The sequence below is a fragment of the Streptomyces sp. NPDC006711 genome (genome assembly GCF_042869775.1).
GTDB lineage: Bacteria > Actinomycetota > Actinomycetes > Streptomycetales > Streptomycetaceae > Streptomyces.
On record NZ_JBIAGO010000004.1, the window covers coordinates 177,009 to 195,352 of the forward strand.

The 18,344-nt window shown below is 72.0% G+C and carries 16 protein-coding genes; 10 read left to right on the forward strand and 6 right to left on the reverse strand.

Going from position 1 to position 18,344, the window contains the following annotated elements:
- The first annotated feature begins 260 nt into the window (after nt 1-260).
- Entirely contained in the window at nt 261-1,358 is a 1,098-nt protein-coding gene (locus ACFYM2_RS11310; RefSeq protein WP_358997308.1) for a sensor histidine kinase, read from the forward strand.
- On the forward strand, nt 1,358-2,050 hold the full coding sequence (locus ACFYM2_RS11315) for a response regulator transcription factor (RefSeq protein ID WP_358997305.1): 693 nt from the start codon (nt 1,358-1,360) through the stop codon (nt 2,048-2,050). Before ACFYM2_RS11310 ends, ACFYM2_RS11315 begins: the two co-directional genes overlap by 1 nt.
- A 231-nt stretch (nt 2,051-2,281) precedes the next feature.
- On the opposite strand, the gene ACFYM2_RS11320 is transcribed toward ACFYM2_RS11315, so the two are convergent.
- On the reverse strand, nt 2,282-2,770 hold the full coding sequence (locus ACFYM2_RS11320; protein ID WP_388459690.1) for a DUF5709 domain-containing protein: 489 nt from the start codon (nt 2,768-2,770) through the stop codon (nt 2,282-2,284).
- Between the two features lie 214 nt (nt 2,771-2,984).
- Here ACFYM2_RS11320 and ACFYM2_RS11325 point away from each other — a divergent pair, with 214 nt between their 5' ends.
- From ACFYM2_RS11325 to ACFYM2_RS11355, 7 genes are all read left to right on the forward strand, one after another.
- The gene (locus ACFYM2_RS11325; protein ID WP_388835333.1) at nt 2,985-3,542 is read left to right on the forward strand and encodes a PadR family transcriptional regulator; all 558 of its coding nucleotides are present in this window, start codon (nt 2,985-2,987) and stop codon (nt 3,540-3,542) included.
- Nucleotides 3,543-3,661: 119 nt separating this feature from the next.
- A complete protein-coding gene (locus tag ACFYM2_RS11330) occupies nt 3,662-5,386 on the forward strand; it encodes an acyl-CoA dehydrogenase family protein (RefSeq protein WP_388835336.1) in 1,725 nt (574 codons plus the stop codon).
- Between the two features lie 659 nt (nt 5,387-6,045).
- Entirely contained in the window at nt 6,046-7,437 is a 1,392-nt protein-coding gene (locus tag ACFYM2_RS11335; protein WP_388835339.1) for an MFS transporter, read from the forward strand.
- The gene (locus ACFYM2_RS11340; RefSeq protein ID WP_388835342.1) at nt 7,434-9,233 is read left to right on the forward strand and encodes an alpha/beta fold hydrolase; all 1,800 of its coding nucleotides are present in this window, start codon (nt 7,434-7,436) and stop codon (nt 9,231-9,233) included. Before ACFYM2_RS11335 ends, ACFYM2_RS11340 begins: the two co-directional genes overlap by 4 nt.
- Nucleotides 9,234-9,510: 277 nt before the next feature.
- Complete coding sequence (locus tag ACFYM2_RS11345; RefSeq protein WP_358997287.1) at nt 9,511-11,454, forward strand: RiPP maturation radical SAM C-methyltransferase; 1,944 nt, start codon at nt 9,511-9,513, stop codon at nt 11,452-11,454.
- A gap of 39 nt (nt 11,455-11,493) precedes the next feature.
- Complete coding sequence (locus ACFYM2_RS11350) at nt 11,494-12,180, forward strand: DUF5825 family protein (RefSeq protein ID WP_358997284.1); 687 nt, start codon at nt 11,494-11,496, stop codon at nt 12,178-12,180.
- Between the two features lie 127 nt (nt 12,181-12,307).
- Entirely contained in the window at nt 12,308-14,662 is a 2,355-nt protein-coding gene (locus tag ACFYM2_RS11355; RefSeq protein ID WP_388835345.1) for an Orn/Lys/Arg decarboxylase N-terminal domain-containing protein, read from the forward strand.
- Nucleotides 14,663-14,720: 58 nt separating this feature from the next.
- Here ACFYM2_RS11355 and ACFYM2_RS11360 read toward each other — a convergent pair whose 3' ends face one another.
- Nucleotides 14,721-15,455: an SDR family oxidoreductase gene (locus ACFYM2_RS11360; RefSeq protein WP_388459684.1), complete on the reverse strand. Its 735-nt coding sequence runs from the start codon at nt 15,453-15,455 to the stop codon at nt 14,721-14,723.
- 129 nt (nt 15,456-15,584) lie between these two features.
- On the opposite strand from ACFYM2_RS11360, the gene ACFYM2_RS11365 reads away from it, so the two are divergent.
- Nucleotides 15,585-16,166: a TetR/AcrR family transcriptional regulator gene (locus ACFYM2_RS11365; protein WP_358997275.1), complete on the forward strand. Its 582-nt coding sequence runs from the start codon at nt 15,585-15,587 to the stop codon at nt 16,164-16,166.
- A gap of 74 nt (nt 16,167-16,240) precedes the next feature.
- On the opposite strand, the gene ACFYM2_RS11370 is transcribed toward ACFYM2_RS11365, so the two are convergent.
- The 4 genes from ACFYM2_RS11370 to ACFYM2_RS11385 form a co-directional block, all read right to left on the reverse strand.
- Nucleotides 16,241-16,615, reverse strand: coding sequence for a hypothetical protein (locus ACFYM2_RS11370; RefSeq protein WP_350234151.1), 375 nt, complete (start codon nt 16,613-16,615; stop codon nt 16,241-16,243).
- Nucleotides 16,616-16,689: 74 nt separating this feature from the next.
- The gene (locus ACFYM2_RS11375) at nt 16,690-17,079 is read right to left on the reverse strand and encodes a roadblock/LC7 domain-containing protein (protein WP_358997453.1); all 390 of its coding nucleotides are present in this window, start codon (nt 17,077-17,079) and stop codon (nt 16,690-16,692) included.
- 38 nt (nt 17,080-17,117) lie between these two features.
- Nucleotides 17,118-17,867, reverse strand: a complete 750-nt coding sequence (locus ACFYM2_RS11380; protein WP_350234883.1) for a transcriptional regulator — start codon at nt 17,865-17,867, stop codon at nt 17,118-17,120.
- Between the two features lie 41 nt (nt 17,868-17,908).
- A complete protein-coding gene (locus ACFYM2_RS11385) occupies nt 17,909-18,304 on the reverse strand; it encodes a hypothetical protein (protein ID WP_350234153.1) in 396 nt (131 codons plus the stop codon).
- Nucleotides 18,305-18,344 lie beyond the last annotated feature (40 nt).

Consider the following 18,344-nt stretch of genomic DNA (forward strand, 5'->3'; position numbering starts at 1 on the left):
GGGCCGGACCCCACACCGCCGGGACCGGATCGCGTGCCGTCGGGGCCGGGCCCCATACCGCTGGGACCGGACCCCATACCGTCGGGACCGAGCCTCGTGCCGCTGGGGCCGGACCCCACACCGCCGGGACGGGGCCGCGTACCTTCGGGACCGGACCCCATACCGCCGGGGCCGGATCGCGTGCCGCCGGGGCCGGGCCGCGTGCCTTCGGGATTCGGTCGGCCGACGACGCGTTGCCGTGGTCGCGCAACGACGGTCTCGTGACGATCGGGGTCGCGGCCCTCGACCTCATCGGGTTCAGTCTCACCACCCAGTCCGAGCTGGGACACGTCCCGGTCGGCGGGTGTCTGCTCATCGTGGCTACCGCGCTGCCCCTGCTCGTACGGCGCCGTGCGCCGCTGCCGGTGCTCGCCGTGATCGTCGCCCTCGGTCTGGTCCTCAACGTGACCGTGTCGATCACGCAGCACTTCACGGGCGCGGTCGTGGTCGCCCTCTACACCGTCGTACGGACCTGCCGGCGCACCCAGGTCGTGGCATCGCTCCTGGGCGTGCTGCTGCTCCTGTCCGACCCGTCGTCCTGGCCGCACCCCTCGCTCATGGACGCCCTCAGCAACATCGCCGCCGCGGTGATCGTGGTGGTCGCCGCCGTGGAGGTGGGGCGTTGGCAGCGCGACGCCGAGGCCAGGCGCCGAGGGCTCGCCGACCGGGCGGTGGCCGCCGAACGGCGGCGTATCGCACGGGAGTTGCACGACATCGTGGCCCACCACATCACCACCATGCAGCTGATGGCGGGCGGCGCCCGTGCCAACCTGGCCCGCGACACTGACGTGGCGAAGGAAGCCCTGCTGACCCTCGAAGCCTCCGGACGCACCGCCCTGCACGAGATGCGACAGCTCCTCGACGTCCTGCGGGCCGGCGACGACGTCGAGGACGAGCCAACCCAGCCCCAGCCCGGCGTCGGTGACCTGGAGCGGATCGTCGCGGAGTCCTGCCGCGCCGGACTCCCCACCGCCCTCGCCGTACGCGGCGAGGAACGGCCGCTGCCGCCGAGCGTCGGCCTCACGGTGTTCCGGATCGTGCAGGAGTCCCTGACCAACGCCCGCAAACACGCCGGTACGGCGCGCGCGGAGGTGCGGCTCACCTACGAACCGCGCGCGGTGTCGGTGGAGATATCGGACGACGGAACCGGCGCCGGAATCGCACGTGCCTCGGGCGGTACGGGCTCCGGCTACGGCCTGATGGGGATGCGGGAGCGTGCGGTGCTGCACGGCGGCACGCTGGAGGCCGGGCCCCTGGACGGGGCGGGATTCAGGGTGGCGGCCACCCTTCCGCTGGCCGTGGGACAAGGGGCGCGGTGATGAACGGGACGGACACCGGGCGGCCGGTCACGGTCCTGATCGTGGACGATCAGCCGCTCGTGCGGCGCGGGCTCGCCCTGATCCTCGCTCCCGAACCCGACATCGAGGTGGTGGGGGAGGCCGGTGACGGCGAAGAGGCCGTGGCCCTCGCACACCGGCTGCGCCCCGACGTGGTCGTGATGGACATCCGCATGCCCGTCCTGGACGGCGTCGCCGCCACCGCCAGGCTCACTCAGGAAGTGCCCGACTGCCGGGTGCTGGCGCTCAGCACCTTCGACATGGACGAGTACGTGGTGGCGGCGTTGCGCGCGGGCGCCTGCGGGTTCCTGCCGAAGGATGTGTCGCCGGAAGACCTCGTGGCCGGGGTGCGGGTGGTGCACGGAGGCGAGGCGGCCGTCGCGCCCCGCCTGATGACCCGCCTGATCTCCACCTTCGTCAGGGCCCCACAGCACCCCGCCGTGTCCAGCATGCCCCGCGATGACCTCACGCCCCGGGAGACGGAGGTGTGGCGGCTGATCGCGACCGGCCGTGACAACGCGGAGATCGCCGAAGTCATGGGAGTCAGCGGGTCGACGGTGAAGAACCACATCACGAGCCTCTTCGGCAAACTCAAGGTACGAGACCGGGCCCAAGCGGTGATCGCGGCGTACGAGACCGGAGCGGTCGAGGTCGGCATCGGCCGCGGCGCGTGAGCCTCGCGCGACCCGGCCGCCGGTCCGCAGCGGGGCGCGCGCGGATGAGCTGCACGTACCGGTGAGTCCCGCTGCGTTCAAGCTGCGGGGAGCGGGTGTGTTGCGCCCTGCGCATCCAGCACGGGCGGACCGATCGACCCGCACACCGTGCGACACCGCCCGTCGCCCACCGGGGCCCGGCACGCCCCGGGCCGCGCCTGCCACCAGCGCGTACCCGCCCCCGGCCAGGGCTCAGCTTCCGGTTTCCGCTTCCGGTGGCAGCTCGTCCTCGGGGATGACGTGCATCGCCGCCTCTTCCGCGCCCGCCGCGCCCGCGTCGATGCCTTCGTCGGAGGCGACCAGTTCCTTCGTGGTGTCCGGGCGGACACCCTCGTCCGGCGCCACCAGGCGTCCGGCGCGCTCCGTGCCCGACTCGGGGTCGAGTGGTTCGCCCTCGCCGTCGGGCAGGTCCCCGATGCCGTCGCCCGCCGGGACGGCCGTGTCGGGCACCTCCTGGCTCAGCCGCTCGTCAAGGGACTCGCCCTCATGCTGCTCGGCCGCCGTCACACCCGTCTTGGTGACACCCAACGGCTTCTCCGGCGGCGAGTACCCCTCGTCGAGCATGTCGTCATAGGTGCGCTCGCCCAGCGCGTCCTGGAGGTCGAGCGGGGCGGCGTCCTCCTGCTCCTCGTTGTCGCCCGTGGGCTGATAGACGTCGTCCGCCATGCCGTTGTCACTCATGACTCACCTCGTGGTTCTGGGGTCGGGTCCTGCGGCCGGTAAAGGCCGGTTCGTACGCTTTCCGCTCCGATCCCTGCCGGTGCCCGTGAGGCGCCGTCCCAAACGGCCCGGGCGCCCCGCCGGACACACTCCTAGGCTGTCCGCGCGGGTGAGCCGTGTCTCACCTGGCCGGTGCCGCTTGTCTATGCAACGAGTTGCATAGAAGGATTCGAGCATGGCGCTTGAGCACGCGATTCTCGTCTCGCTGTTGGAGAAGCCGGGCTCCGGCTATGAGCTGGCCCGGCGGTTCGAGCGGTCCATCGGCTACTTCTGGACCGCCACCCACCAGCAGATCTACCGCGTCCTCAAGCGCATGGAGAGCGACGGCTGGATCGACGCCCGCGAGGTGGCCCAGCGGATGCGGCCGGACAAGAAGGAGTACTCCGTCGCCGCTCCCGGCCGGGACGCGCTCTCCGAGTGGCTGCACGCCCCCATCGAGCCGGAGAGCGTCCGGCACGAGCTCGCCGTGAAGATCCGGGGCGCCGCCTTCGACGACCCGGCCGCGCTGCTGCGCGAGGTGGAGCGGCACCGCCGGGCGCACGCCGACCGGCTCGCCCGGTACCTCGCGGGGGAGCGGCGCGACTTCATCGAGGCCGAGGCCCCCGAGACGCCCGACGCGGGCCGGGAGCTCCAGCATGTCGTCCTGCGCGGCGGCATCGCGTACGAGCGGATGACCCTCACCTGGCTCGACGACGTGATCGCCACCCTGAACCGGCTCGCCGCCGTCCGTTGAACCGGCGCCGCCGACGCGCGCCGGCGACCGAACCCGCGGCGCCCCTCCGCCCGGCCCCCCGGCCCTCCCGGCTCCCTGAGCCGCCCCCTCAACTCCCCTATCACGAAAGGCACTTGGCCATGACCGACCCGCTGCTCTTCAACCCCCGCACCTATGACCCGGCACACTTCGACCCCGAGACCCGCAGGCTGCTGCGCGCCACCGTCGACTGGTTCGAGCAGCGCGGCAAGCGCAAGCTGATCGAGGACTACCGCTCCCGGGCCTGGCTTGCGGACTTCCTCGCCTTCTCCGCGAAGGAAGGGCTGTTCGCGACCTTCCTGACCCCGGCGTCCGCCGCCGGCGAGGGGCAGGACGACAAGCGCTGGGACACCGCCCGGATCGCCGCCCTGAACGAGATCTTCGGCTTCTACGGGCTCGACTACTGGTACGCCTGGCAGGTCACCATCCTCGGACTCGGCCCCGTGTGGCAGAGCGACAACGCCGAGGCGCGCCTGCGCGCGGCCGAACTCCTCGACCAGGGCGAGGTGTTCGCCTTCGGGCTCTCCGAGAAGAGCCACGGCGCCGACATCTACTCCACCGACATGCTGCTCGAACCCGACGGTGACGGCGGGTTCCTGGCCAGCGGCTCGAAGTACTACATCGGCAACGGCAACGCGGCCGGCCTCGTCTCCGTCTTCGGCCGCCGCACCGACGTCGAAGGCCCCGACGGCTACGTCTTCTTCGCCGCCGACAGCCGTCACGAGGCGTACCACCTCGTGAAGAACGTCGTGGACTCCTCCAAGTACGTCAGCGAGTTCCGCCTGGCGAACTATCCGGTCCGCCCCGCCGACGTCCTGCACACCGGCCGCGCCGCCTTCGACGCCGCGCTCAACACCGTCAACGTCGGCAAGTTCAACCTGTGCACCGCCTCGATCGGCATCTGCGAGCACGCGATGTACGAGGCCGTCACCCACGCCCACAACCGCGTTCTGTACGGCCGCCCGGTCACCGCCTTCCCGCATGTGCGGCGGGAGTTGACCGACGCGTATGTGCGCCTGGTCGGGATGAAGCTCTTCAGTGACCGCGCGGTCGACTACTTCCGCTCCGCCGGACCCGACGACCGGCGTTACCTCCTCTTCAACCCCATGACGAAGATGAAGGTGACCACCGAGGGCGAGAAGGTCATCGACCTGATGTGGGACGTGATCGCCGCCAAGGGGTTCGAGAAGGACAACTACTTCGCGCAGGCGGCCGTCGAGATCCGGGGGCTGCCCAAGCTGGAGGGCACGGTCCACGTCAACCTGGCGCTGATCCTGAAGTTCATGGGCAACCACCTCCTGGGCCCCGTGGAGTACCCGGCCGTCGCGACGCGCCTCGACGCCACCGACGACGCGTTCCTCTTCCAGCAGGGGCCCGCCCGTGGCCTGGGCGCGATCCGCTTCCACGACTGGCGCGCCGCCTTCGACGCCTTCGCGCAGGTGCCCAACGTCGCCCGTTTCCGTGAACAGGCCGACGCGCTCTGCGAGTTCGTCACCACGGCGGCCCCCGACGAGGAGCAGAGCCGCGACCTCGACCTGCTGCTCGCCGTCGGTCAGCTCTTCGCGCTGGTCGTGCACGGGCAGCTGATCCTGGAGCAGGCGCGACTGACCGGCCTTGAGCAGGACGTGCTCGACGAGCTCTTCGCCGTCCTCGTACGTGACTTCTCCGCGCACGCCGTCGAGTTGCACGGCAAGGACTCCGCCACCGAGCAGCAGCAGAACTGGGCGCTGGGCGCGGTCCGCCGCCCCATCGTCGACGAGGCCCGCTCGGCGCGCGTGTGGGAGCGCGTCGAGGCACTGGCCGGCGCCTACGAGATGGCTCCCTAGTCAACGCCCTTGCGCTACGGGCGACTTGACGGCGCCCGATGAGACACCCTGACGGGTCCCCGGTCGATCACGCGGCCGGGGACTCGTCGCGTTGGCCCCCTCCGTGCCGGTGGAGCGTACGTTTTTGGCCAATGCGCGCGTGAGAGGCAACCCGTCCGCGCGGGCGCGGGCCGGAGGCGGGGGAGCGCCCCCGGGGCCGCCGGGCGGTCCGTGCGGGAAGCCGGTGCGCCGGGGCCCGGCCGGGCGCGCGGGGCGGCGCCCGGTTCGCCGGCGGGAATGTGCATATGCCAGGCGGCGTGCGCGAATGGATGGGCGGGGCCCGGCAGTTCGCCGGCGCGAAGCGGAAGCGGCAATCCTGAGCGGGCTCCCGGAACGGCGAGCCGCCTTTGCCGCGCCCGCCCTCGGACCCGGCCCGAGTAATCCGTCCCACCGGGCGGCGCTCCGGACAGTGCAACCGGTTTCTTTGCCCGGCGCTTACGGGGTTCGATTCCGGCCTCGGGGACGGAACCCTTGTGGCTCCGCCGGACGCCTGGTTAGGCTCCCGCTCGTTTCGATTCCTGCACATATTCTTCGCAACCTGACCAAGCTGTGGGGTGGGCTGTGCGTGCAACGGATTTCCCCGAACTCCCGGGGACTTCTGCGGCGTTGGCGGGACGCTGATGAGTCCTGGCACCACCGCCGCCCGGCGGGCAGCCCGACGGCCCATCTCCCGTGACGTCCGGCTCTTCTGGTGCGCCAGCGCCTCCGACGCCCTCGGCACCCAGGCGTCCGGGGTGGTGCTTCCGCTGCTGCTCCTCGGGCTCGGGCACTCGGCGGCAGTGGTGGGGCTCGTCGCGGGTGCCTCCACGGCGGCGGGTCTGCTGCTCGCCCCCCTCGCGGCCATCCCGGCCGACCGGGGCGCCCGCAAGCCGGTGATGTTCTGGTCGGCCACCACCTCCGCCGTCGCCATGGCCGGGGTCGCCGCGGCCGCCGTCGGCCAGGGGGAGGGCGGCCCGCCGCTCGCGCTCCTGCTCGGCGCCGTCCTGGTGGAACGTTTCTCCACGGCCGTGTACGAAGCCGCCGCCGCCGGCACCGTGGCCATGATCGCCCCGCCCGCCGACGGCCCCCGCGTGGTGGCCGGGCTCTCGGCGGGCGACCAGGGCGCGCTGATCCTGGGCCCCGCGCTCGGCGGTGCGCTCTACCAGGCGGCCCGGGCCCTGCCCTTCCTCGCGGACGCGCTGTCCTATGCCGTCGCCGCCGGATGCGTACGGGCGCTCCGTTCGGACCTGCGCCCGCAGGACCGGACGACCGCGCAGGGCCGGACGACCGAGCAGGGCCGGGCGGCCGCGTCGGCCCGGACGAGTGCTGAGCCCCCGACGGACGCCGACGCGTGCCCCGCTGCCACGAGCCGCACCACCCCCGCGGATCCCGGCGCCACCGCCCCCGCCCCTCGGACCCGCCGCCTGCGCCGCCTCCTGGACGAACTCGGTGCCGGATACGCCCTGGTCCGCAGCTCACCCCTGCTCAGGCTCGTCGTGACCTGGACCGCCACCGTCAACGGCGTGATCGTCGCGCTGTACTACGGAGCCGTCTTCACCCTCCACGAGGGCGGCCACGGCGGCTGGCCGATGGGTATGGTGCTCGCCCTGTCCGGGGCGGCCGGACTCGCCGGATCGCTCGCCGCGCCCCGCCTGGCGGGCCGGATCGACGCCGCGCGGCTGCTCGTCACGGTGACGTGGCTGCTCGTCCCGCTCGCCGCGGGCCTCGCGGCGGCCGAAGGACCCTGGGCGTACGGGGCACTGTTCGGGGCGTTCTGCCTGGTGATGCCGCTGGTCGCCGTCGTCCTTCAGGCCCGGGCCCTGCGGGAGACCCCGCCCGGCCTCCAGGCCCGTACGGGCGTGGTCCTCGCCGGCGCGGTCGGCGGCTCGGCGGCGCTCGCGCCCGTCCTGGCCGGCGCGTTCGTGACCCGTGCGGGGACGGCCGCGCCCGCCGCGGTGTGCGCCGGGGTCCTGCTCGCGCTCGCCTGGCGGACCACCGCGGTGCGGTCGCGTCTGGCGGAGGCGACGGCATGAGCGGCCGCTACCAGGTCTACCGGGCGGCGCTGCCCGAGGTGTGCGCCGCGGACGCCGGCCGGATGGTGTTCACGGGCGACGCCGACGGCCGCTGCGAGGTGTTCACCTGGGACGCCGCCACCAGACGGACCCGCCAGGTCACCGACCGCCCGCACGGCACGTTGCACGGCGCGATCGACCGTGACGGCCATGTGTGGTGGTTCGACGAGGACGAACACGGCGCGGGACACTGGTGGTTCCAGCCGTTCGCGGGCGGCGCCGATCTGCCCGGCCTCCAGGGCGTGCCACGAGGCGAACCGCGCGGACTGGCCCTCAGCGACGACGCGTACGTCGCCATGGGTCTGGGCGATGCCCGGACCACCACCGTGCGCTTCGGTCCGCGCGGCGCGGCGGCCCGCGAGGTGGCACGCGTCGAAGGACACGCCACCGTGTCCGGCATCACCCGTGACGGCCGGCTCATCGCGCTGAGCGGCGCGGCCGGTTCGGCACGCGCCGTGACCGTCCTCGGCGCCGACGGAACCCCGCACGCGGTCCTGGCCGGGGACGGCCCGGACGGGCGCCTGTGGTCGCTGGGCTTCGCCCCCGTCGCCGGCCGCGCGGAACTCCTCCTCGTACGCCAGAGCAACGACCGTTATCTGCTGGCCAGTTGGAGCCCGGAAAAGGGCACTGTCACCCACTCCTGGTGCGCCTTCGACACCGAGATCACCGCCCGCTGGCATCCCGAAGGACGCACGGTGCTGGTCCGCCAGGACCGGCACGGCCGCAGCACCCTGCACCGTGTCCACCTCGCGGAGCGCACCGTGGAACCCCTGCCGACACCGCGCGGAACCCTGCTCGACGCCGCGCCCCGCGCCGGTGACGACGTGCACTACCTGTGGACGGACACCGCGACCTCGCCCCGCATCCTCTCCACCGCCGGCACCCCGCTGCCTCCCAGCCACGACGTGCCGGCCCGCGTACCCGGCGAGCACCGCGACCTGTGGACGCCGGGCCCTGACGGGCCGGTGCACTCACTGCTCAGCCTGCCCGAGGGGCAGGGCGGCGCGTGCCCCGCGGTGTTCCTGGTCCACGGCGGGCCCGCCGACCACGACCGGGACGCCTACGACGCGGTGGTCCACTCACTCGTCGCCTCCGGCTTCGCCGTCGTCCGCGTCAACTACCGCGGCTCGACCGGATACGGGCCCCGCTGGCGCGGCGCGTTCGGGGAAGGCGTCGGCCTCACCCAGGTCGCGGACCTCGCCTCCGTCCGCGCCGACCTCGTCGCCCGGGGTGTGGTGCGCCCCGAGGAGACCGGCCTGTGGGGCACCTCGTGGGGCGGCTACCTGGTGCTGCTCGCCCTCGGCACACAGCCCGCGCTGTGGCAGGCGGGCGTGGCGGTCAAACCCGTGGCCGACTGCGCGGCCGCCCACCGCACCACCACCCCCGCCCTGCGCGCCCTGGACGAGCGGCTGTTCGGCGGCACCCCCGACGAGGTGCCCGAACGCTACGCGCGCAGCTCACCCCTGACCTACGCGGCCGCCGTCCGGGCACCCCTGCTGGTCGTCGCCGCGCGCCGGGACGCCAAGTGCCCGCCCGGCCAGGTGCGCGACTACCTGAAGACCCTGCGCCACGCGGGCGTACCGCACGAGTCGATGTGGCTGGACACCGGCCACGACGGCTACGAGGCCGACGACCATGTGGCCGTCCTGCGCCGCGCCGTGGTCTTCCTCGACGGCGCACTGCGCCGGCGGCACCGCGCCGCCCCCCAGTCTCCCCGCTCCGAACGGGCCGGGGATCCCGGACGGGTGCGCTCCTGAGCGCCCGCCGGACAAGGCACCACCACACAGAGAGGAGTTCCGGCCATGCAGAAGGACATCATCCACAATGACCCGCTCGCGGGTGACGAGGAAAACCGCAAGCCCGGCATCGGCATATCCGTGACGGTTCCGTTCCGCAACGCCGAAGACGGCGAAGAGGACTGATCCTCGCGGCCGGCCCGGCGGTCCGCCGCCGGGCCGGCACAGCCTCGGCCCCATGGCCCCCGGCCCCTTGGCCCCCGTCCCGTCACGTCTTCGCACCCACCGAGGAGCCGACATGCGTGTCCTGCTGGTCAATATGCCCTGGTCGCCGATCGACCTTCCCTCGCTCGCGCTGGGAATCCTCAAACGCAGCGTGGACGAACGTGTGCCCGGTGCCGGCGCCGAGGTCCTGCACGCCAATCTCGAATTCACCGACTGGATCACCGAACGCACCGAATTCGCCCCCGAGGACTACCAGTTCTACTCGCTGTCCTCCTATTTCCTGGGCTGCGGCGACTGGGTGTTCTCTTCGGCGCTCTATGACGACCCCACCTGGCGTGACGAGGAATTCGCGACCGCCATGAAGGGCAAACTGCGCAAGTCCCGGCTGCACATGTCACGGGAACTCCACCGCCAGGCGCCGGAGTTCGTCGAGATGATGGCCCGGCGGATCGTGGAGTACGCGCCCGACGTCGTCGGCTTCACCTCCACCTTCCAGCAGAACACCGCCGCCCTCGCCGCCGCCAAATACGTCAAACGGCTCGCCCCGGGCATCGTGACCGTCATGGGCGGCGCCAACTGCGACGGCGAACAGGGCGAGGCCGTCCACCGCAACTTCCCGTTCGTGGACTTCGTCATCCGGGGCGAGGGCGAGGCGGCCTTCCCGCAGCTCCTGACCGCCATCATCGAAGGCGCCGGCAGCGACGAACTGGCCACCGTGCCCGGCCTGTGCCACCGCGACGCCGAGGGCACGAGCGTCGTCAACCCGATGGCCACGAGCCCACTGCCACCCGCCACCATCCTCGCCCCCGACTACAGCGGCTACTTCGAACGCCTCGCGGCCTCCGTGGCCCGCAACTGGGCCGAGCCCAAACTCGTCGTCGAGGGCGCGCGCGGCTGCTGGTGGGGCGAGAAGCACCACTGCACGTTCTGCGGCCTGAACGGCTCGTTCATGCAGTTCCGCTCCAAGAGCCCCGACACGTTCTTCGAAGAGATCATGGAGCTGGCCCGCAAGCACCGTGTGCTCGACATGTACCTCGTCGACAACATCCTCGACATGGGCTACCTCACCACCGTGCTGCCCCGGATCATGGAGAGCGGCTACGACCTGCGGATGCACATCGAGATCAAGGCCAATATGCGCCGCAGCCAGCTGCGCACGCTCGCCGAGGCCGGACTCATCTACGTGCAGCCCGGCATCGAGAGCCTGAACAACCGGGTGCTCGACCTGATGGACAAGGGCGTCAGCGGCTGCCAGAACGTGCGCATGTTGCGCGACGGCGCCGAGACCGGCCTCTCCGTCGCGTGGAACTATCTGCACGGTTTCCCCGGCGAGACGGCCGAGGACTACGACCCCGTCATCGCCCAGATACCCGCGCTCGAACACCTCGACCCGCCCGTCGACCTGTCCGCGCGGATCGCCATCGAGCGCTTCAGCCCCTACTTCAACCGGCCCGAACTCGGCTTCGACGGGCTGCGGCCCGACGAGCACTACCGCTTCACCTACGACCTGCCCGAGTCCGAGCTCTACGACCTCGCGTACGTCTTCGAGGCGCCCCAGCGCGGCATCACCGAGCCCACCGTCACCGCGCTCAACGACGCGCTAGACGCCTGGCGCAAGCACCACGCCGACGCCCGGCTCACCCACACCGACCTCGGCGACCGCATCGTCCTGGTCAGCCGGCGGCGTACCTTCGCCTGGCGTGCGATGGAACTGACCGACCCGTTCGAACTGGCCGTCTTCCGCCTCCTCGACCAGCCCCACGCGCCCGCCGCGCTCACCCGCAAGGCGGCGGCCCGCGCCCGGGGCGCCGCACGCGAGGAGCACGAGGTGCGCCGGCTGCTCGACTCCTGGGTCGCACTCGGCCTGGTCTTCACCGACGGCGGCCAGTACGTCCACATCGCGCCCGGCGCCGTCAATGAGGACCTGCTGCGGCTCGACTTCATGCGCCACGCGCAGGCCGCGCTCGACGCCGGCGGCAGGCCCGCGCCCGCGACCGCCGAGCCCATGACTGTCTGAGCGCGCGTGACCGACCGAGCAGCAGGAGGAACAGAAGCGATGAGCACCGCCCTCACCACCGGCGCCGACGCCCTCACGGTCGCCGCCTGGCGCGACTACGACCCCGAGGCGTGCGCCCTGCCCGGCATGCACCTCGGCGACATCGAACTGACCGGCCCCCTGGACGAGGAGTGCGACCGGTTGTGGGAGGCGGGCGCCCGTCTCGTGCGGCTGCGCGAACCCGTCGACCTCACCGCCCTCGCCGACCTTGGTGCTCCGGGCGCCGACGAGCGGGCCGTACGCCTCCTGAGTCTGGTGCGGGACCTGACGGCACGGGCCATCCTCGTCGAGTGGAAGCTGCGTCTGGACCCGGCCGCGCCCGACGACACCTGGCGAGCCCTGAGCCACCTCCAGCCGCCGCAGAGCCTGCACGGTCCTGCCGACGCGGCCGGCGCCCTGCGCGGCTGGCGCGAGGGCCACTACCTGTGCAAGTGCCTGTGGCGGCAGGGCCCCGGCTTCGTCCAGATCCGTGACCGGCGCTGGGGGGAACTGCGCCGCTTCACGGCGGATGAGCCCGAATACCAGCGCGTCATCGAGACCCTGGCCTACGGCGCCCCGGCGGGCGAGGTGCCGGCCGCCGTCCTCGCGGACTTCATCGAGGAGCGTCTGGTGCTCCAGGTGGGCGGACTCGCATGGTGGATGCCGTACCGCGTGAACCGCTGGATCCAGGAGGCGATGACCATTTGACAGTCGGCCACCGGGGTCACGCCATGTGACCCGTACAGGTGGTTTGCGCCCGCTCCGCTCCGTTTCCGCCTTGATCCCCAGGATGCTTGCCGTCTGTCGGTCGGGGTCGGGAAGCGTGGAGATGGTCATGGCGAACGGAAGTGTCCTGCTGGCTCTGCGTGAGGACCCCCTCGGCGGAGGAGCCGATACGGAGCAACTGCGGCGTATCGGAAAGGAGTTGGAGAACCGGGGCCTCGAAGTGCGGTGGGCGCGGACCGCCGAGGCGGCCTGCGCGGCCCTGCGGACCGAGGCCGGTCTGACCGCCGCCATGGTGGCGTGGGAGCTTCCCTCCGAGCGCGGCGGAGCCGGCGCCGGTGACGACGAGACGCAGGCGGGGGGCGCCGGCGTGCTGCGGCAGATCTCCCGCCGGTTCAAGGACCTGCCGGTCTTCGTCGTGATGGCCGAGGACTCCGACCACGGTCTCGACCATCTGCCGCTGTGGGTGGCCGAGACGGTGATCGGGTACGTCTGGCCGCTCGAGGACACCCCCTCGTTCATCGCCGGCCGCGTGGCCCACGCCGCGCACGCCTACGGGGACGCCGTCCTGCCGCCCTTCTTCAAGGCGCTGCGGCGCTTCGACGACGCCCACGAATACTCCTGGCACACCCCCGCGCACTCGGGCGGCGTGGCCTTCTTGAAGTCACCGGTGGGCCGGGCCTTCTTCGACTACTACGGCGAACGGCTCTTCCGCACCGATCTCTCCATCTCCGTGGGGGAGTTGGGCTCCCTGTTCGAGCACAACGGGCCCATCGGGGACGCGGAGCGCAACGCCTCCCGTATCTTCGGCTCCGACCGCACCTACTTCGTGCTGCACGGTGACTCCACGGCAGACCGCATGGTCGGCCACTACTGCGTCACCACGGACGAGATCGCCCTGGTCGACCGCAACTGCCACAAGTCCGTCCTGCACGGCCTCGTGATCTCCGGAGCCCGCCCCGTCTATCTCGTGCCGACCCGCAACGGTTACGGACTCGCGGGCCCGCTCCCCGCAAGCGAGACCGCGCCCGGCGCGGTGGCCGCGCGGATCGCCGCGCACCCCCTGACCCCCGGGGCGGTGTCCCCCGACGCCCAGTACGCCGTCATCACCAACTCCACGTACGACGGCCTGTGTTACGACACCGTGGGCACCTCGCGGGCCCTCGCGCCGAGCACGCCCCGGCTCCACTTCGACGAGGCGTGGTTCGCCTACGCGCGCTTCCATCCCCTCTACGCCGGCCGCTACGGGATGGCCGTCGGTCCGGACACCTTCCCTGGCGAGGAGCGGCCCACCGTCTTCGCCACCCAGTCCACCCACAAACTCCTCGCCGCGCTGTCACAGGCCGCCATGGTGCACGTGCGGTCCGCTCCGCGCGCCCCGGTCGAGCACGACCGGTTCAACGAGGCGTTCATGATGCACGGCACCACTTCACCGCTGTACCCCGCCATCGCCTCACTCGATGTCGCCGCCGCCATGATGGACGGACCCCAGGGGGAGTGGCTGATCAACGAGGCCGTGACCGAGGCCGTCCGGTTCCGGCAGGCCGTCGTGCGGACCGGGCGCCGCATCGCCTACGCGGGGGACCGGCCGGCCTGGTTCTTCGGCGTCTGGCAGCCCGAGACCGTTCTCGAACCGGACACCGGGACCCGTACCCCCTTCGCCGACGCGCCCCCCGCGCTGCTCGCCACCGAACCGCGCTGCTGGGAGCTCGACCCCGACGAGGACTGGCACGGCTTCTCGGGCCTCGGCCGGGGTCAGTGCATGCTCGATCCCATCAAGGTGACGCTGACCTGCCCCGGCGTCACGGCGGCGGGCGCGAGCGAGCCCTGGGGCATTCCGGCCCGCGTCCTCACCTCCTACCTCGCCGAGCGTGGCATCGTGGTGGAGAAGACCGACACGTACACCACGCTCATCCTCTTCTCCATGGGCATCACCAAGGGCAAGTGGGGCACCCTGATGGACGCGTTGATGGACTTCAAGGCGCTCCACGACGGCGAGGCCACGCTGCGGCAGGTGCTGCCGCACCTGGTCGAGAGCCACCCCAAGCGCTACGGCGACATCACCTTGCGCGCCCTGTGCCAGGACATGCACGAACATCTGACACGCGCCGACCTGATCGACGCCCTGGACACCGCCTTTCGCGACCTGCCCCGCCCCGTGGTCCCACCGAGGCACTGCTATCAGCAGCTCATCCGGGGCGGCACCGAACGCCTGCGCCTCGCGGACGCGGCGGGTCGCGTGGCCGCGGCCATGGTGACGGTCACCCCGCCCGGCATCCCCGTTCTCATGCCGGGAGAAGCACTCGGCGCCCCCGACGGGCCGGTCCTGCGCTACCTCGGCGCCCTTGAGGCCTTCGACCGCGCCTTTCCCGGCTTCCACAGCGAGGCACACGGCGTGGTCATCGACCCGGACACGGGCGACTACCTCATCGAATGCGTACGGGAAGAGGTTACGCGAGAGGTCTGAGGCGAAGGCGCGGGCGGCCTCAACTACCCCTATCCGCAGGCCAGTTGAACGACGCGATTCAGCTCTGCGCTGTGGGCCGCACGACGATGTCGCCCACGTCCACGCTGGAAGGCTGCTCGATCGCGAAGGCGATGGCGCGGGCGATGGCGTCCGGTGATATCGCGATCTTCGCCATGCTGTCGAGGATGTCACTCCTCATGTCCGGCGCCATCGAATCCGCGAACTCCGTCCGCGTCATGCCGGGCGAGACGACCGTCACGCGCAGGCGGTCGCCGGCTTCCTGGCGCAGGCCCTCGGAGAGGGTGCGTACGGCGTTCTTGGTCGCCGCGTACACCGCTTGGCGCGGCACGATCCGCAGCCCGGCGGTGGACACGGTGTTGACGAAGTGCCCGAAACCCTGGCGGCGGAAGACAGGCAGGGTGGCCGCGATCCCGTACAGGACGCCCTTGAGGTTGACGTCGATCATCTCCTCCCAGTCCTCGACCCGCAGCTCGTCCATCGGGGAGATCAGACCGACGCCGGCGTTGCTGACCAGGACATCGAGCCTGCCGTACCGGTCGAGGGCCAGCTCGACGAGGGCCGCCAGGTCCTCGCGGCGTTTGACGTCCGTCGGCGCGTACGCGGCCCGGCCGCCGGCCTTCTCGATGCGGGCGGCCAGCGCCTCCAGGCGGTCCGGCCTGCGGGCGCCGAGCACCACGGTGGCGCCGCGCTCCGCGAGCAGGAGCGCGGTCGCCTCGCCGATTCCGCTGCTGGCGCCCGTGATCGCGACGACCTTGCCCTCGATTTCCGACATGGTGGAACCTCCGGGAGAAGAGTGGGGCGCGGCGCGTGCTCTACGGTGGAACCGGAGGCGCCGCCGGTTGATCCCACACTAAGTGGAGGAGCCTCCACTTAGCAACGTGGACGAAGGAGCGAGCCGTCGATGGCACAGGACACGGGACGCCCGCTGAGGGCGGACGCGCAGCGCAACAGGGACAAGATCCTGGCTGCCGCGGTGCGGGTGTTCACCGAGGAAGGACTGGACGCGCACTACGAGCGCGTGGCGAAGGTGGCGGGGGTGGGGACCGGCACCCTGTACCGCAACTTCCCGACCCGGGAGACCCTGATCGAGGCCGCGTACCGCAATGAGGTGGGCCGGCTGTGCGACGCCGTTCCGGGGCTGCTCGAGACCCTTCCCGCGCGCGAGGCCCTGCGCACCTGGATGGGGCACTTCATCGACTACGCCACCGCCAAACTCGGCATGGCCGAGGCGCTGCGGTCCGTCGTCGCCTCGGGAGGCGACCCCTACGGCCACAGCCGCGAAATGATCCAGACGGCCATCACCACGCTCATGGAGGCCGGTGTCGCCGCCGGAGAGCTGCGCCGCGACATCCTGCCCTCCGACCTGTTCGCCGCCCTGGCCGGAATCGCCCTCACCTCGGCCGAGCCGGCCCAGCGCGGCCAGGCCGAACGCCTGCTCGCGCTCACCCTCGACGGGCTGAGCGCGGCGCCGTCGCACGGCTGAGACCGCCCGCCCCGCGCGGCGCCGCCTCCGGGGAGTGCGGCGCCACCGCGGGATGGTGCCGCGCCGGGCGCGGGTCACACCTCCAGTTCCGCCTCGACCTTCCTGAGCTGGTGACGCGCCATGGCCAGGTTGGCGCGGCCCTTGTCGAGCGCAAGGTAGAGGAAGAGCCCGTTGTGATTGCGCCCGGTCAGCAGGCGGATCAGGTGGTACTGGGTGCCCAGCGTGATGAGGATGTCCTCGATCTCGTCCTTCAGGCCGAGGAGTTCCATGGTGCGTACCTTCGCGCGCACCACATCGGTGTTGCCCGCGGCGGCCACCGCGAGGTCGAGGTCCTTGCCGCCGCCCAGGGTGCCGAGGGCCATGCCACTGCTGTAGTCGACGAGCGCCACACCGATGGTTCCGTCGATGGTGGTCATCGCTTCCTTGAGCGCGGCTTCCGTGTTGGCCATGGGATTCGTGCTTCCTTTCCGCTGTTTGACGTCTGTCGTGTTCCCCGGCCGGTCGGCCCGGGGACGGGTGGGACTCATGGGGCCTCCAGTCGGCCGAGGCTGCCGTCGACCAGGTCGCCGATCCGGGCGCCGGCCCGGCGGGCTTCGAGATGCAGCCGCCCCACGTTCACGCGGGGCTCGGCGAGGAGGGTGAGCACGGCGGACGAGCCCGCCGCGTACGTGGCCACATAGCCCTGGTCTCCTCTCAACAGGAGTTCGAGGAACGCGCCTTGGCCCGCCGTGTCGGTCAGGCGCTGGGCCACGCCGAGCGCGGCGGCGGTCAGCGCGGCCAGCGGCTCGGTGTCGCCCGGGGCGTCCTGGGCGAGCACCAGCCCATCGACGCTGGCGGCCATGGCGCCGCTGAGTTGAGGCAACCGGACCCGCAGCCGCCGCAGTTCGGCGAGGACGTCCGCCTCTGCCGCCATCATCTGTCTCCTTTCGGCACGCTGCCTGCGGACGCGGATCACAGGGTGGCCTCAAGGCCGTCCCGCAGCCTGCGCAGCAGAGCCACGTCCGCAATGGATTCCGCCTCGGCCGACGCCAGCGCGACGGAGGGGGGCATGCCGCTCTGCGGCACGGTCGCGAGCGGGGTCTCGATCGCGCCGCACGCGGCGAGTCTGCGGACGTCCACCAGGGTGTGGAAGGCCGGGCGGCCGAGCAGCCGCGCGATGTCCTGCGGGGTGCGGAGCCCGTCGGCCAGCGCGAGAAGCGCCCGCTGGCGCCCGGTGACCGGCACGCCGCGCGCACCTCGCGCCGCCACCACCGGGGCGGTATCGACCTCGGGGTGCGGCCAGAGCCTGGACAGCAACTCCCGCCGCCGGGCCGCCTCGCGCGCCACCGCGCCGGCCGGCACGGGCCGCACCGGCCCGATCCAGTGCGCCACACCGTAGCGAAAACGCGTCGGGCCGCTGCCGGGTGTGAGCGTGAAGAACGCCGCGTCGAACAGCGCCCCGAGATGGCACAACTCCAGCTCTCCGTCGCTCACTTGACCGCTGTCCACGAGGAAGCGGCCCACCGAGCCACGCGCTCCCGCCTGGTCGACGGCCCACTGCCAGCCCTCGGGACGCAACCGGCCGCCGACCGTGAGCAGCACGTCGATGCCGGGGGCGGACGGACTCTCGGCGTGCACCACCTGGCCGTCGACGAGATACAGCGTGCCGCTGTCGCGCAGCAGCGCGCCGGTGGCCCGTTCGGCCACCAACCGCCGCAGCATGGGCGAGAGTTGGTGCTCGTCGGTGGACTCGGCTGTCCGGCTCACGCGAGTACCAGCCGTTCCGCCAGGTCGCGCAGCCGCAGTCGGGCGAGGGCGAGGTTGCCAAGCTCACGATCGAGCCAGAGGTAGAGGAAGACGCTGCTGTCGTACGCCGTCCTGATGAAGCGCAGAAGGTGGTATCCGCTGTGCGCGGCGACGAAAACGTCCTCCACGGGCAGGAGTTCGTCGGCAGAGTCCTTGGCGCCGAGTGCGAACACGGGATGCTCGATGGCGCTCCTGGCGAACTCGGCGGTCTCCGCCGCGGCCGCCTCGTGGTCGCCGCCCGGTGAATCGCCGATGGTGCCGAGAGCGAGCCCGCTGGTCCAGTCGACGAGTGCTGCCCCGAGCGCGCCCGGCAGCCGCATCGTCTCCAGCAGGCACTCGTCGATTCCGGGCACGCGGAGATCCCCTCCTCGGTATCAGGTGATGACAGATCAC

Coding starts and splice junctions, on each gene's coding strand:
- ACFYM2_RS11315 (WP_358997305.1), top strand. CDS start 1,358: ATGAACGGGACGGACACCGGGCGGCCGGTCACGGTCCTGATCGTGGAC.
- ACFYM2_RS11320 (WP_388459690.1), bottom strand. CDS start 2,770: ATGAGTGACAACGGCATGGCGGACGACGTCTATCAGCCCACGGGCGAC.
- ACFYM2_RS11325 (WP_388835333.1), top strand. CDS start 2,985: ATGGCGCTTGAGCACGCGATTCTCGTCTCGCTGTTGGAGAAGCCGGGC.
- ACFYM2_RS11330 (WP_388835336.1), top strand. CDS start 3,662: ATGACCGACCCGCTGCTCTTCAACCCCCGCACCTATGACCCGGCACAC.
- ACFYM2_RS11335 (WP_388835339.1), top strand. CDS start 6,046: ATGAGTCCTGGCACCACCGCCGCCCGGCGGGCAGCCCGACGGCCCATC.
- ACFYM2_RS11340 (WP_388835342.1), top strand. CDS start 7,434: ATGAGCGGCCGCTACCAGGTCTACCGGGCGGCGCTGCCCGAGGTGTGC.
- ACFYM2_RS11345 (WP_358997287.1), top strand. CDS start 9,511: ATGCGTGTCCTGCTGGTCAATATGCCCTGGTCGCCGATCGACCTTCCC.
- ACFYM2_RS11350 (WP_358997284.1), top strand. CDS start 11,494: ATGAGCACCGCCCTCACCACCGGCGCCGACGCCCTCACGGTCGCCGCC.
- ACFYM2_RS11355 (WP_388835345.1), top strand. CDS start 12,308: ATGGCGAACGGAAGTGTCCTGCTGGCTCTGCGTGAGGACCCCCTCGGC.
- ACFYM2_RS11360 (WP_388459684.1), bottom strand. CDS start 15,455: ATGTCGGAAATCGAGGGCAAGGTCGTCGCGATCACGGGCGCCAGCAGC.
- ACFYM2_RS11365 (WP_358997275.1), top strand. CDS start 15,585: ATGGCACAGGACACGGGACGCCCGCTGAGGGCGGACGCGCAGCGCAAC.
- ACFYM2_RS11370 (WP_350234151.1), bottom strand. CDS start 16,615: ATGGCCAACACGGAAGCCGCGCTCAAGGAAGCGATGACCACCATCGAC.
- ACFYM2_RS11375 (WP_358997453.1), bottom strand. CDS start 17,079: ATGGCGGCAGAGGCGGACGTCCTCGCCGAACTGCGGCGGCTGCGGGTC.
- ACFYM2_RS11380 (WP_350234883.1), bottom strand. CDS start 17,867: ATGCTGCGGCGGTTGGTGGCCGAACGGGCCACCGGCGCGCTGCTGCGC.